This is a genomic window from Enterobacter sp. DC4, assembly GCF_000568095.1.
Classification (GTDB): domain Bacteria; phylum Pseudomonadota; class Gammaproteobacteria; order Enterobacterales; family Enterobacteriaceae; genus Enterobacter; species Enterobacter pseudoroggenkampii.
In genome coordinates, this window is sequence record NZ_AZUB01000001.1 from 559,733 (window position 1) to 573,638 (window position 13,906).

Genomic DNA, 13,906 nt, shown 5'->3' on the forward strand with positions numbered 1-13,906 from the left:
CTCCTTTATTACGTTCAGATCTGGCCGAAGCGGCCGGAGTTGAAATCACGAATGGCTTCGTTGATTTCGCTTTTACTGTTCATCACAAACGGGCCATAGCCCACGATGGGTTCATTCAGCGGCTCGCCGGCCATCAGCAGCACTTTTGCATCGCTGTTCGCCTCAAGGTGCAGTTTGTCGCCTTCCTGACTCAGTACGACCAGCTGGGCTTCACCTGCCTGAGTGGTACCGTTCACCGTGATGTTGCCCTCAAGCACCACCAGCGCGGTGCTCCAGCCTTCGGGCTGATTGAGCGCCAGATGGCTTCCCTGGTTCAGTGCGATGTCCCAGACGTTGAGCGGCGAGAAGGTGTGCGCCGGGCCGGTAACCGTGTCGTAGCGACCGGCAATAACCCGCAGCGTTCCACCGTTGTCAGGCAGCGTCACCACCGGGATGTCGGCTTTCGTGATGCTCTGGTAGCCCGGTGCGGCCATCTTGTCTTTCGCAGGGAGGTTGACCCAAAGCTGCATCATTTTCAGTTCTCCGCCTTTCTGCGAGAACGCGCTCGAGTGGAACTCCTCGTGCAAAATACCTGCGCCTGCGGTCATCCACTGCACGTCGCCGGGGCCAATCACGCCGCCTTTGCCCGTGGAGTCGCGATGCTCCACTTCACCTGAATAAACGATGGTGACCGTTTCAAAACCCCGGTGAGGATGCTGGCCTACGCCGCGTTTCGCACCATCTGCCGGAAAGGTGTACGGGCCTGCGTAGTCCAGCAGCAGGAACGGACTCAGTGGCTCGCCGTGGGTTTGATAAGAGAACATTGAACGGACCGGGAAACCATCGCCAACCCAGTGCTGACGAGGAGCGGTATAAACGCCTGTTACGTTTTTCATGATTAACTCCTGATGTTCTGTTGATGTAATTAGCTTATATTCAGGGTTAATATCCCGGTAGATAGTGAAAATGGCATTCACTGTTCCGAAAATAGAACAATGAGGACTTATGCAGGATCTCAATGACTTCGTCTGGTTTGTGAAGGTGGTGGACTACGGGGGGTTTGCGGCGGCGGGAAGGGCGCTTGACCAACCCAAGTCCAAACTGAGCCGCAGGATCGCGCAGCTGGAGGAGCGGCTTGGCGTACGGTTGATACAGCGCACGACGCGGCAGTTTACGGTGACGGAAGTGGGGCACACTTTCTATCAGCACTGTAAGGCAATGCTGATAGAAGCAGAAGCGGCAGAGGAGGCCGTTGCTGCGCTGCAGGCTGAGCCGCGCGGCGTCGTCAGGATCACCTGTCCCGTCACGTTACTGCACGTCCACGTGGGGCCGATGCTGGCGCGGTTTATGGCGCGCTACCCCGGGATTAATCTCCAGCTTGAGGCCACCAATCGTCGGGTCGATCTTGTTGGCGAAGGTATTGATGTCGCTATCCGCGTGCGTCCGCGTCCGTTTGATGACAGCGATCTGGTCTTAAGGGTGCTGGCTGACAGGGGGCATTGCCTGGTGGCAAGTCCGCAGTTGATTGAACGTATGGGTAAACCGCGAATGCCTTCCGAGCTCAATGAATGGCCTGGATTAAGTATGGGGGCCGGTAAACAGGTGCATAAATGGGAGCTCAGTGGTCCAGAAGGGGCGAAAGCGGAGATCCACTACGCACCGCGCTTTATTACCACCGACATGCTGGCACTGCGGGAAGCGGCGATGGCGGGCGTGGGCGTTGTACAGTTGCCGATATTAATGGTGAAGGATCAGCTTGCGTCAGGGGAACTGGTACGGGTGCTGGACGCGTGGGAACCCCGACGGGAAGTGATTCACGCGGTTTATCCTTCGCGGCGCGGCATGCTGCCGTCGGTCAGGACGCTGGTGGATTTTCTGACTGAAGAGTATGCGAAGATGGTGGAGGAGTAGGGTAACCACTTTCCAGGCGATCCTGCTGGCATCTTCTGAGCTCGGAAATGGTGGAAAAAACAGCTATTGTGAGCGAAGCTATAAAAGATTTATCACAAACGATTCAGACAAAAAGCGGACTCACTTCTTAGCAAGGATGTGCCATGCTCCAGCAAACAGATGTCGACAATCCTCAGCAGGCGAATAATGTCATTATGCTCCATCGCGAGATGGCATGGTTATCACTGGTGATTAATCAGGTTATTTGCAGCTATCTCAAACAGGATGGGCACGAACGCCATTGGTCAGATATTTCGCCACCGGAATTAATAAAGGGAACGCCGTACGCCGACCTGATAATTGACTGGCAATTATCCATCATTGAACGCCTGGCGCTCGCGTTGGCGATGGCACCTGGCGTTAAACCCGACACCCTCGATATCTTCTTCGGCCTGAACAGCCTTATCGACCGCCCCTTTACGGAATTTGGCGGCGTCAGTGACAAAGCCTTTAGCGGTTTCATTCCGACCGGGCAAACGCTCAACTTTCTTATTAGCGCTAACGATCCGGACTGGCGCATCTATTCACACGCCCTTTTTTCAAACAAACACCGCCTGATGGCCGAGCAGGTCACACAGCTATTACCCGTCGATGACGGTGTACCGAAATGGGCAGGGATATATCGATTAAACGAAGAGTGGTTGCACTATTTTACTACCGGAGAGCGTCTTCGCCCTGAGCTAAGCGCGAGCTTTCCGGCGCATTTGCTGGAATCCCCGCTGGAATGGAAAGATCTGGTACTCGATCGCGACGTCATGGCGCAAATTGAAGAGCTGCATGCCTGGCTTAAATACGGCCACACATTAATGGATGAGTGGCAGCTGGCGAAAAAGGTGAAGCCAGGCTATCGGGCTGTTTTTTTTGGTCCGCCGGGCACGGGGAAAACGCTGACGGCGGCGCTGCTCGGCAAAGCGACAAAGCGGGATGTTTATCGTGTCGATTTATCCATGGTGGTGTCGAAATATATCGGTGAAACGGAAAAAAACTTATCCCGCGTATTTGAGGCAGCCAGCTACAAAGAGTGGATCCTGTTTTTTGATGAAGGTGACGCGTTGTTTGGCAAGCGTTCTGAGGTGAGTTCGTCCAACGACAGACATGCGAATCAGCTGACGGGCTATTTATTGCAAAAAATAGAAGATTTTCCCGGCACCATTATTATTGCCACCAACCTGAAAACCAACATGGATGAAGCCTTTACCCGGCGTTTTCAGAGCATGGTGCAATTTACCATTCCGGGCCCACAGGAACGGTTGCAGCTATGGCAAAACGCCTTTAACGGTGCTTGTGAACTTGCCGCGGATGTCAATTTGCCAGAGATTGCCGAGCGTTATGAAGTCGCCGGCGGACAAATTATTAACGTGCTGCGCCAGTGCGCACTGATGGCCATTCAACGCAATCAACGTACCGTGAATCAGGACGATATTATTGCCAGCATTCGCCAGGAATTCCGCAAAGATAATAAACTTTTCTTTGAGTGAAGCCGTGTCACATCGCTGGCGCGCAAGAAGTGAGAAAGTGTTGTTTTTTGACTAAGATTGCAGGATTGAGCAAGAGGACGGTTTGTTATGTTTTCAAAACAGAAGGCCCGACATCATTCAGCCCGACAGACGGTTTCCCAGGCAGCAATATCGCAGCGCAAAGAAAATCATGCGGCGGCTTTGGCGGATAATCGCCCTCAAACCGTGCAACGTCAGGCCAATAAAACCGGTCTGCCTGATAACTTAAAAAGCGGGATGGAAAATCTCAGCGGTATAAGTCTGGATCACGTCCGGGTGCATTACAACTCCGCTAAACCCGCTACAGTGCAGGCGCATGCCTACGCCCAGGGTAGCGATATCCACCTTGCCTCCGGCCAGGAAAAACATCTACCACACGAGCTGGGGCACGTGGTGCAACAGGCGCAGGGGCGGGTTTCTGCGACAACCTCCGTTGCCGGAATGGCGGTCAATGATAGTCCTGCTTTAGAACATGAGGCAGATGTGATGGGGGCTACGGCTTTGCGTGGAGGGTAGGTTGTCAGTTTTTAGGTCCGTGACAGAATATAAAGAGTACTGAAAATATCTGATAAAAATTTAAAGGGGTTGGAATATGTATAAACAAGCAGAAAAAAATCAAGACAATAAATATAAGATAATAGGTAATTCTATTGCCCAGAAGAAAGGGAATGGAAAGTACAGCATGGCGATAGTTGATAATAGAGCTGGAGCGGCGATGCATACAAACGGGTGTGGGTGTTCCTCCTGCGCGGGTGCTGCACAATTAAAAGCCAAAGTAGCCAATCAAACCACATCGATTGTTAATTCGTCAGGCAGCAGTACTGAGGTTACGCAGCTTTGTCAACATAACCATCCGGAGCATGCGGGGGTGCTTGAATGCCCATATGGTTTGAGCGACCCGAGTTTTAGAGCACCTGAAAAACATATTAAGGGGTATACAGGAAAAATAAGAAAAAGAAATAGAGGGAGGGCAGGCATACCTCCGACAGTTGCGAGTGAATCAGTTATGAGTCATGCAGAAGAGCAATTGTCCGCCGGTAGTGCACAAGTGATTAGCCATAATGCAAATGGCGGGAATGATATTGAAGTAGCGGTGAAAAGGAAGCACCGTCACAAAAAAACTTCTCCTCAAACACGTACTTTCTTTATTCATAAAGGTTCCAACCCTGTTGATGGAGGAGGAAATGCACATGATTTCTTTATGAAGGCCGGAGAGCCTTCAGATTCTGATTCATCAGGATCTGAGTCCGATGTTGAAGAAAAAAAATCCGATGAATAATATGACGTAACTAATTCCAGTGCAGATGAGACAATGATGCTCAGACTGTGCCTATAGCAGTTACGTTGATTGATTTTTTTGTGAATTAAATAAAGCAGCAATATATGTTATTTAATAATCAGGTGTACGCTTGGCGCTTGTGCTAAATAGTAACAACAGAACAGCGCCAAGCTGCAACTGAAAGCTGCTGGTTAAGGCTTATCCCCCTCCTTCCTAACCATCCGCACCGCAAACAGTATCCAGCCAATCGCCACCATAAAGACCAGCAAGATAGGCCCCTGATAGTCTTTAAATAACGGGTCGGCGACAAACACCAGCATCAGGCCGCAGATGGAGAGCGACGTCAGGGCCACGAACGGGACGCGGCTCAGATATTTTCTGAGTGGGAATGACCAGATGCAGACAGCCAGGAACACGAAGATAAAGATAAACGAGACAAATAATCCTGTTCTTATCTCCCAGCGATAAATACAGATCCAGTTTAACAGGCTGGTGGCGCCATTGATCACCCTATTGATCGGTGGCGGATATTGAGTGGCTTCCGGGAAGAACGTTTTATCAATCAGCTTCTCGTTGGTCTCGCTTAATGGTAGAGGCCAGTAGGCCGCGCCCAAAAAGCTCCAGCTTGAAAGATTTACCAGCTGCGGCAGGGTGGATGCCTCGCGGTTATCCTCCGTAATCAGCACCGGTACCAGCCGTTTATACACCTGCTGCACGGCCAGCTGGTTTTCCTGATTGCTAAGCCACTGCTGTAATTGCTTAATTTGAGCCAGCTCGTCGTCTGCTTTATCATTCACCACTGGTGAACCAGGCTGAGCAATCAGCAGGTTAGTACTCTGTGAAAGCGTATTGAGATTGTTGAAACTGTAAAAATTATCTTTCGAGTTCACCACATCTTTAATGGGAATCATCACATTCAGATAATATTTATCGCTGTTGCTGATGGGATAATCTAAATCACTGGCGACCGCCTGACGTTTATAGCTCTGGCGCAGCGCAATTTTCAGCTTATCGAGGAATGTGAATAGCGCCTGCTGGCTTTCCTGGGTATTCAGGATAGAAAGATCGATATCAAAAGTAATACCGTCAGCCATTGAGGGCACATCTTCAAATCCGAAGCTTATTACTGGTTTTAGACTGTTAATCAGGTAGTTATCCATAGGTGCTGTGACAGCGTCGACCAGATTTTTCACCATGTCGTCGGTAAACAGCGCGGTCAACTGGTCCCTGGACAGATCCCCAGGCGTGGTGACAACCAGGTCGAGTTTGGTGCGGTAACGGTGAGTCGTCTGAATAAACTGACTAAATTTTTGCCCGGCTAACCAGTTTTGCGGCAGCGCTAACGTATTGCCATTCCCTTCCGGTTTCATTACCGCGGCAATATAGCCGACGCGGTCTAAGCGACTAAAATCGATAGTCTGACCTTTAGCGGGGTGCTGCCAGTAAGGGTAGAAACCATAAAAGCTCCCCACATTAAAGACAGACTTAGTGCTGTCCTGGCACCCGCAGTCCGGGGGGGCATCCCACTGCATAGGGACTGCGTGGCGGGGGCTCAGGCCATCTTTTCGGGCCAAGGCAAAGACGCCTTTGTCCTGCATTTCCTCAGGTGGAATACCCGACTCATTCACCGCCATTTTTAATAAATACAGGCTCGGGAAAACTTCATTCTGCAGCGGTGCCAGTGCTTTTAACTCTTTTTTGGACAGAGCAGTAATTCCCATCTGCTTAAGCATGTTGTGCAGGGCTTCAGCGTTTAGCTGCCAGACTATTTGCGGCGCCGTCATCTGCGTGTCGCTTTGCGTACTTGTCTCAATGACCTGCGTTGAGGTATCCGGGATGTCGGCGGTTTTATCATCAGGACTTTGATTAACGGTACTGGTATCCGTCCCTGCGCTATTCGCGCTTTGACTGGTGCTCGTACTCGTACTCGTACTCGTGCTGGTGCTGGTCGTTGCACTGCTGCTGGAGTGGGAATCCTCAATAGAATAAGAGTCAATCAGGCTATCGATGTTCGGTAACGGCGTATTCGGCTTTTGCAACTGGGTAAATAAATCGCTGAGCTGATTATAGAGCTGGCTGCGCTGATCAAACTGCTGCTTTTCTAATTTTGTCAGCGTATCCAGAAGGCTCTGGCGCTGCGTCAGGCTGGCGATATTCTCCTCGGTTAACTGATAGTAATAAGGCGCGGTACTGCTGTCGGGAATTTGTGGCGCTGGCGTGGGGACCGCAGCTCCTCTGTTGCCGTTAGCGGCACCTGATGCGAGTTTTTGCACTATCGCCGGCGAGGTTAAGTGCAGGAGCTCAGCGGGTTTAATCGCTGTACGCCACGTCGGAAATAGCGCATTAAGCTGGGCGGCGCGACTTAGCTCAATCAGTAAAGACTCGATAAAAACCTGGTGCTGGTTGGTGGACGTTTGGGGCGTGGTGAAGGCAAATTCACCGCAAAAATAATCCAGCCAGTAGCGTGTTGCCGGCCCAACGATGCCATCATTCAGCAGGCGGCCGTTTTTCAACTGAGCCTGAAAATCGCTGTTGTTCTGATAAAGAGAGGCCAGTTGAGTTTGAATTACTCTTCCCAGATAGCGATTATCGCTGGGCGTTAACTGCAGACTGCAGGTTTTAAGCGCCGCCGCCTGTTCCGCGGTGTTGCTCTGGCTGGTGTAACCTGACGTTGGGATACTGCCAATCAGACCACCGCATATGACCCAGCCGATAACATGCAGGGCGGAGCGCAGAGGTGGCTTACGCATCAGTGATAACAAACTGAAACCAGGATTGATCATTGTTTTCGTCCTTAGCGCCATGAAACAAAAAGGGGTTTATCCATCCATGGATATTTAAGGGTCTGAAAACTCCAGGGCAGATGGTCTAGTAACATGTCAAACGAGCCGGGAACGATATTCAGCTGCCAGTGTTTGGGGGTTTCCATGAGCAGACCTTCACGTTGAATAAAGGTGGATTGCAGTGCGCTGATACTGGTGTTTCCCAGCACTTTCCAGTGCGCAATCAACGCCGTAAATAAGCCATCAATAAGGGTTTCGGCGCCATCCGGTAATAAAGCCTGTTGCGGGATCGGGGTGGTTGCCGCTACCCCACACAACACTTTATTCAGCAGGAGCTGGTACTCCGGGGCGTTGTTGGTACAGTTTGTCATCCACTGCAGGCAAAACAGAGCCTGATGCTGCGCCTGAATATCAACAAAGGCCGATCCGTTGGTCAGCCCTAAACGTTGAAATAACATTGGGATATAGGGCGAAGCGATAACCAATCCCGCATTATGAATGGTCACGGGGTCGCTGCTGATGTCAGCGTCATCCTGCGGGTTTTTCCAGAGAATACCTGCGCTTTTTTTTACGTCCTTGTGCTGCATTTTAATGGCCTCAATAAGCTGTTTGATCTCGGGTCGTTGGTCATGTAAACGGTCGGCCCATTTCGGGCCGTCTGGCTGGCGAGCTTCTGCCTGACTGGCAATGTCCGCTAACGTCTTTCGCAGTGACGGCGAGGATACCAGGGGGAGTAGTTGCGTAATCAAACCTGCCACCGACGTGTCTGGCGATGTTTGGCCCTGAGGCATGGCGTCCAGCCAGAGACGGTTTAACTCTGTAAGCAATTCCCGCATTAGCGTGTTGCCGGTCAGGGCTATACCTCTAATCCAGTGCAGGTGATAAAGCGTTTGCCAGAACAGCGGTTCACCCTGATGCCAGGAACCAAAGAGCGGGCAAACGGCACGGCGGATTGCCAGCAGGGCGATGGCGCTACGGGTTAACGTTGGGAGTAAAATCACCCGATGTATCTCGGGAGACAACGCCTGGCACCAGCGCTGTAAATAGCGTGGATTTACCAGGGCTTGCTGTAACCCTTGCAGCAATACATTCTGCCGCGAGTGACGTAACACCCCGAGCAGCAAGGCTTGCTCAGGCGCGGGGGCCTTACCTTCGAGCCAGCGTTGTACTGTTTCCGACAGTTCTTCTTCCGGGATTATGCTGTACAGCCAGCGCTTCCGCTCATCCTGGTGTTGATGTATTGCCTGACTGCTGAGCACTAGCTGTCGCAATTGCTGATAGTGTGACCGCGCTGCCGATGGGGCATGACGATTAATTTGACGCAACATGTGCTGTAACCATTGCTCGGCTGTTGAAGGGCAATCCCGACCCATCAACAGCGGATAAAACCAGTGGGGAGCGAGGTGAAAGCGGCGGACGATATCCAGCAATAAAGGCAGCAGCAGGGTGACTCGCTCACTCACAAGTGGCTGCATAATCCGTAGCAGGCGAGCTAACTCAGGGGCATTCCAGGTTTGCAGCTGCCTTGCCATCACAGCTGCGTTGCTCGCGGTATAGTGATGCAGAAGAGCGCTTTGCTGTTGGCCTAGCGTCGAAGTATCGCTGGCGAACTGAAGCGTGGCGAGTAATTCGGGGGCAGTGACGGGAGGCCGTTGCTGGTCATCGATAAGATCAAGCAGCTGCTGTCGCCATAAAAAGCCACTTTCGCTGAGATTTAACCACTCCTCAATTAAGACTTCAGTTTTAATCTGGTAGCGCGCTGACAGTTGCTCCGTGATGCTCAGCAAATATTGGTATTGATTGAATTCACTGCCCCGACGGCTAATCAGGTAGTGCAACGTCAATTCCCAGAGCGCATTTCTGGTGTTGGTGGTGGTCTGGTTGATGGCCGCGCCCAGAGGCTGCCTTTGGTTAATAAGAGTGCGCACGCTCTCTGTTGCGTGTGGATTGATAATAGCGGTTAATGTTGAGAGCGCTGAGTCATCGAAATGCGTCACCCAGTCTGTTAACACGGAGGCTGAACGTCCGGTATCGCGAATAATCAGCGGTAGCTGTCGGCCATATTCATGCTGCCACTGCTTAATGTGCCTATCCCACTTTTGCTGGTTGGCACTTTTTAGCGTAGTGAGGATCTCGTCAATGTCGGTTAGCTGGCTGAATGAAAAGGCACTTACCAACGATGAAGAGAGCGAAGACTGAAGCAGAGCAGGACGCGACTCATCGCGCTCGACGATTTGCACCTGGCGGGTAAGGTTTTCCAGCAGGCTATTCATCGATATGCCAGACAAGGAAAAATCGCCGTGACGGAGGATGCTGCGATGCATTTTTTCCAACAGATCCGAATAAGAGCCGCGGTGCCAGGCAGCCAGCTGCTGGATCACATAGTTGAAATAGTTTTGTGGATGAAATGTATCCTTGCCTTTTTCCACAATCAGGAATGTGAAGGACTGTTTCCACAGATAAGCGGCCATCGTGCGTTCCATGTTCGCGGCCAGCAGGCGTATCAGCGGCGTTGCTGCAGGATCCAGCACGTCGATCAGCGCTAGTAAGATCTTGTCTGAATATGTTTCTGCCCAGTGGCGGCGCACGTAGTCCAGCTGACCGCACCAGCGTAACAGGGCGGCAAAGTGCTCTCGTTCGCGTGGCCAGTACTGGATAAGCTGATTTTCCGGGCCTGAACAGAGAGCCAGAACCAGCTCATTAATATCACGTAGCTGAGCTTCCCCAACGGGTGGTATTGAGCCCTCAGGAACGATCGGCTGAGCAGCAACTTTTGGCGGCAATGGATCCGCGGAAGCGATCGCGGGTTGGATGGTATACAGTAAATCCAGCAGTTGTCCTCGCAGCGCGCTGTCGAGATTGCTGCTATTGAGGGCTGAAATTAGTGACGCCAGCAGGATCTCTGCCGTCTGGTTTTGCGCGTGCGCCATCCGGACAATCAGGCCCGTCATGTAACTCTGGCGATTGAAGGCACTCCCCCGGTCAACCAGCAGATACTGGAAGGTAAAAAGCCACAAATGCTGCTGGATCTGCTCTTGTGGCAACAGCGTGGTAGGCCGCATGATGCGGAGTGTCTGAGGAGGGCGGACCCTAAGTGGGGGAAGGCTTTCCATATGCCACCATGCCGGTGCACGTAGGATCGTGGCCAGGAAGGGATAGTCTTGCGGCGTTAACACGCTAAGCAGCAACAGGCGCTCGTCCTCAGTTAAATCTCGCACCAGATATTCAGGAAGTTGGCTGTCACGATGACGCAGATAGAGCGCTTTAATCAGCTGCGGTGCGAACTGCTTAATGAGCTTTTCCCAGTGAAGGCGAAGCGGGGCTAAATTGTGCTGCGCGAATAACTGCGTGATACGGGCGAACCAGGCTTCTGTCAGATGGCCTGCTAATTCAGCGGCGTGGCTTTTAGGGTGCGTTAAAAGCAGTAACATCATTTGCCACTGCTGTTCTGATGTTAACAACGGAAATAAGCCTGCAATTTGGCTGACAGGGAATTGCTCAATCACCCGACGTAATGTGTGTTCAGGGTGAGCGATTTGATTGAGCATACTGGTAAATTGAGCCGCATGTTCAATCAACATATCAGAGAAACCGAGAGCGTCCAGCGGCTGAAGGCCTGAAACCGACCAAGGGAGAATTCCGGTACTGAGAAACTGCCAGAGTATGTTCCAGCGCTGCTGTTGCTGGCTCAATATTGTCATGTCTGGCGACTCAGCATCGCCCGGTCTGGCGGCACCCATATTCTGAAGCGCCTGCGCAGCTGCGCGTAACTCTACGTTGAGCTTATCTTGCAGAACCTGCCTGAGTTTTTCCGGAGCCTGCGTGTAAAACGTTTTTGCATTGAGGCTACCGAGATCGAGAGTCAGGCTATCAATAACCAGGGTTAGATGCTCCGGGCACACTTCGTCAAATACCGCCTCAACCACCGGCAGAACGTGCTGAATAACCCACGCTGCGGCCTGAGTTTCGAAGATTTCTGCATCCGCAAACCCGGTAAAGTCAAATTCCAGGTGAGCTTGCTTGATGAGGTGCACGTACGTCATCGTCTTTGTGACTCTTCAGTTTCATTCAGATGAGACTGAATCAACTGGTATAACCGCAGAGCAACATCGTCACATACCTGCTGGTGCTCTTTATGTTGCAGAGCGCTGGATTTTGCCTGCCGCCACTGGCTATACAGGGATTCAAAGTGGCCAAAAGCGGAAAAATTGAGCCACAGACATTCCGTCAGCAGATGCGCCGGGCTATTTTCAACGATCAGTTGTTCGGCCTGTTCCCGGAATCTGCGGTTATTAAAACGCGCGGTGTAGCCAGGCAATACAACTGTGACACGGTTTGCATAGTCACTTAACTGCTCGTCATTGTTCGTTGGTCGGAGCAAAATGGGTTCAACAACATAAAGCCCTTCACTGTTCTGGTTCAGCTGAATGAGCCAGTGTTGCAATTGGTGACAAAGCTGAGTCAGTTTCTGCTGGCTCTTGTGGCTGGCAATACAGAACCAGTGCTGGCTGTTTTCTCTGTTGGCTTTAAAAAACAGCTGATAGTCACCTTGCTTCACACGTTGAAGCACCCGATATCGGCTGCTATCAATACCAAACTGCAACAACACTTCGGGTAGCGTCTGCTGATTGAACAGGGGGAGAGATAACAGGTTGTGCCGAATTTTATTTTCGTGCAGATTTTCCGCAGAATGGTTCTCGTCCAAGGGGTGCAAACTCGCAACGATATCAGGATCCAACAGCCATAAAGCTTTTCTGCCCGCATTGCTGAGCACGAAGGTTTGGTCCGACACCAGCTTCAGTGACTGATCGGTGATGGCTCGCAAATAACTGCTCGTGGAATCGGTTTTTAGCACCAGCCCAAGAAGAAGCGCAAGGCGTTGACTGTAACCTCCCCGATGGGCTGGCTGGAGTAAATTATCCCCAATCCCCCGGCCGTTGGTCATCGTAACAATATTCAGAATAAAAATTTGCTTATATTTGAGGAGCTGTTTTTCTAGCTTTTTTGCAGAAAAATAAGGGTTGAACTGGCGGTGCAGTGACTCAGGAAAACGTTCGCTATAGAGGGCAAGTAAATAATTGAAGATACGGTTTTTCCTCTCCGGGTAATCATCAAACTGACTGCGCAATTGATCCAGTGTGTTGCTCGCATTAGCGGGATAGTGCTTACCAATGTTATAAAACTCATCATCCCGTAACAGATGGGCGCGGTAGGTTGCCTCAGGGGTCAGGGATAACGAGTACAGCGTATTCAACCCGGCAATGTCGTCACAGAAATTGGCCATCAGCTGGTCAAACAGCAGTAAATAACTGCGTAGCTGATGTCGCTGCGCTTGCTGCTGTGTAAGGTACTGGTTCGGCAATCCCGGCGCTAAGTGATAGTTTCGGGGAAAGAGAGTCTGAATCGATTCATAACGGCTAAAGTCAAAATATTGCCCGACTGGGAGTGCAGGGGCGTTAACGGCTTTGAGCTGAGTGGTGCGCCGCTGGTATTGGATCTGCTCTATCTGAATGGTCAGGTCGGCATGGTCGAGGCTGACTGGATGCTGAAACTGGATTATCTCAAGGCCTGAACTGGCTGAAAATTCTGGCAGTGTTAAATATGAGAAAGGCGCTATCTCATTGATAGCCGCAGGCTCGAAATCGTCGGTATTATCAGGGTAGCGGCAAAATTGCAGACGGTCGATTTGTAGGATACCGTCTTCAGCGAGCAGTATTTCCTGGATAACGTCAGCAGACGTGTTTTGCGTATTAGCGCCCAGCCAGAGACCAATCCGGTAATAAATGTTGGCTGCAAGCAAGGTGACATCGGTGACATCATCGCTGATGTGAATAGTCGCGGTGAGCGTCAGGGGATGCTGGCCGGTTAATTCAATGGCGGCCAAATCTTCTCCTACCGCCCGGATGCAATGAAACTCATGGCGAATACGGCTAATGGCGGCATGCTGCTGAGTGTAAATCCAGCGATTGCCAGGATCGGTGCGCTGCTGGCTTAGCGCGTAAAAGTGGTTGAGCTGCGCATTGAGGATGTAAATACCCGGTGCTGGGTTATTTTCACACGAGCGTAACCACACTTTATCGAGTTCAGGGAGCCGGGTTAATAACCATGTTTCATACTCTGCGGGCTGCTGAGGGAACGCCGGGATAATGTCCTGTGCTAATGCCAGCCCGTGAGCCTTGTAATCGATATGACCGGTACTTTCAGTAAGGTAGTCCGCTACCTCAAACTCGCAGCGGTAAATGAGATCGGTCAGGGTATAACAAACCTGCTCCAGGATTGTCACGCCCGGATCATGTGTGTTGTAGTCAGTCCAGATGCGACCACTCAGCTGCTGGATCCAGGTCAGACCCAACTGGTAAAGATGTTCAAAACTATTCGGGTTATCATTATGCAGCTTTTTCGAAATTGTCTTGGACATA

Annotated in this window: 8 protein-coding genes; 4 read left to right on the forward strand and 4 right to left on the reverse strand. The window is 51.3% G+C overall.

Features of this window, described 5'->3' with window-relative positions; genetic code table 11:
• Positions 1–14: 14 nt before the first annotated feature.
• Positions 15–875: a pirin family protein gene (locus P349_RS21330; RefSeq protein ID WP_032648956.1), complete on the reverse strand. Its 861-nt coding sequence runs from the start codon at positions 873–875 to the stop codon at positions 15–17.
• A 109-nt stretch (positions 876–984) separates the two neighbouring features.
• Here P349_RS21330 and P349_RS21325 point away from each other — a divergent pair, with 109 nt between their 5' ends.
• The 4 genes from P349_RS21325 to P349_RS26155 all read left to right on the forward strand — a co-directional run bounded on the left by P349_RS21325 (position 985) and on the right by P349_RS26155 (position 4,704).
• Positions 985–1,890: a LysR family transcriptional regulator gene (locus P349_RS21325; RefSeq protein ID WP_032648954.1), complete on the forward strand. Its 906-nt coding sequence runs from the start codon at positions 985–987 to the stop codon at positions 1,888–1,890.
• Positions 1,891–2,033: 143 nt separating this feature from the next.
• Positions 2,034–3,407, forward strand: coding sequence for an ATP-binding protein (locus tag P349_RS21320; protein WP_032648952.1), 1,374 nt, complete (start codon positions 2,034–2,036; stop codon positions 3,405–3,407).
• Between the two features lie 87 nt (positions 3,408–3,494).
• Positions 3,495–3,941, forward strand: a complete 447-nt coding sequence (locus tag P349_RS21315; protein WP_032648950.1) for an eCIS core domain-containing protein — start codon at positions 3,495–3,497, stop codon at positions 3,939–3,941.
• Positions 3,942–4,017: 76 nt separating this feature from the next.
• Positions 4,018–4,704 carry a hypothetical protein gene (locus P349_RS26155; RefSeq protein WP_152540076.1) on the forward strand — a complete coding sequence of 229 codons (687 nt, stop codon included), beginning with the start codon at positions 4,018–4,020 and terminating at the stop codon, positions 4,702–4,704.
• A gap of 191 nt (positions 4,705–4,895) precedes the next feature.
• On the opposite strand, the gene P349_RS26565 is transcribed toward P349_RS26155, so the two are convergent.
• From P349_RS26565 to P349_RS21300, 3 genes are read right to left on the reverse strand one after another with little or no spacing between them, the layout of a single operon-like run.
• Complete coding sequence (locus P349_RS26565; RefSeq protein WP_050597461.1) at positions 4,896–7,487, reverse strand: hypothetical protein; 2,592 nt, start codon at positions 7,485–7,487, stop codon at positions 4,896–4,898.
• An 11-nt stretch (positions 7,488–7,498) separates the two neighbouring features.
• Positions 7,499–11,530 carry a contractile injection system tape measure protein gene (locus P349_RS21305; protein WP_032648947.1) on the reverse strand — a complete coding sequence of 1,344 codons (4,032 nt, stop codon included), beginning with the start codon at positions 11,528–11,530 and terminating at the stop codon, positions 7,499–7,501.
• Entirely contained in the window at positions 11,527–13,905 is a 2,379-nt protein-coding gene (locus tag P349_RS21300; protein ID WP_032648944.1) for a hypothetical protein, read from the reverse strand. The genes P349_RS21305 and P349_RS21300 overlap by 4 nt, the downstream gene beginning before the upstream one ends.
• Position 13,906 lies beyond the last annotated feature (1 nt).

Excerpts from the sequence above, each read along its gene's own strand:
- P349_RS21330 (WP_032648956.1), bottom strand. The coding sequence starts at position 875 with ATGAAAAACGTAACAGGCGTTTATACCGCTCCTCGTCAGCACTGGGTT.
- P349_RS21325 (WP_032648954.1), top strand. The coding sequence starts at position 985 with ATGCAGGATCTCAATGACTTCGTCTGGTTTGTGAAGGTGGTGGACTAC.
- P349_RS21320 (WP_032648952.1), top strand. The coding sequence starts at position 2,034 with ATGCTCCAGCAAACAGATGTCGACAATCCTCAGCAGGCGAATAATGTC.
- P349_RS21315 (WP_032648950.1), top strand. The coding sequence starts at position 3,495 with ATGTTTTCAAAACAGAAGGCCCGACATCATTCAGCCCGACAGACGGTT.
- P349_RS26155 (WP_152540076.1), top strand. The coding sequence starts at position 4,018 with ATGTATAAACAAGCAGAAAAAAATCAAGACAATAAATATAAGATAATA.
- P349_RS26565 (WP_050597461.1), bottom strand. The coding sequence starts at position 7,487 with ATGATCAATCCTGGTTTCAGTTTGTTATCACTGATGCGTAAGCCACCT.
- P349_RS21305 (WP_032648947.1), bottom strand. The coding sequence starts at position 11,530 with ATGACGTACGTGCACCTCATCAAGCAAGCTCACCTGGAATTTGACTTT.
- P349_RS21300 (WP_032648944.1), bottom strand. The coding sequence starts at position 13,905 with ATGTCCAAGACAATTTCGAAAAAGCTGCATAATGATAACCCGAATAGT.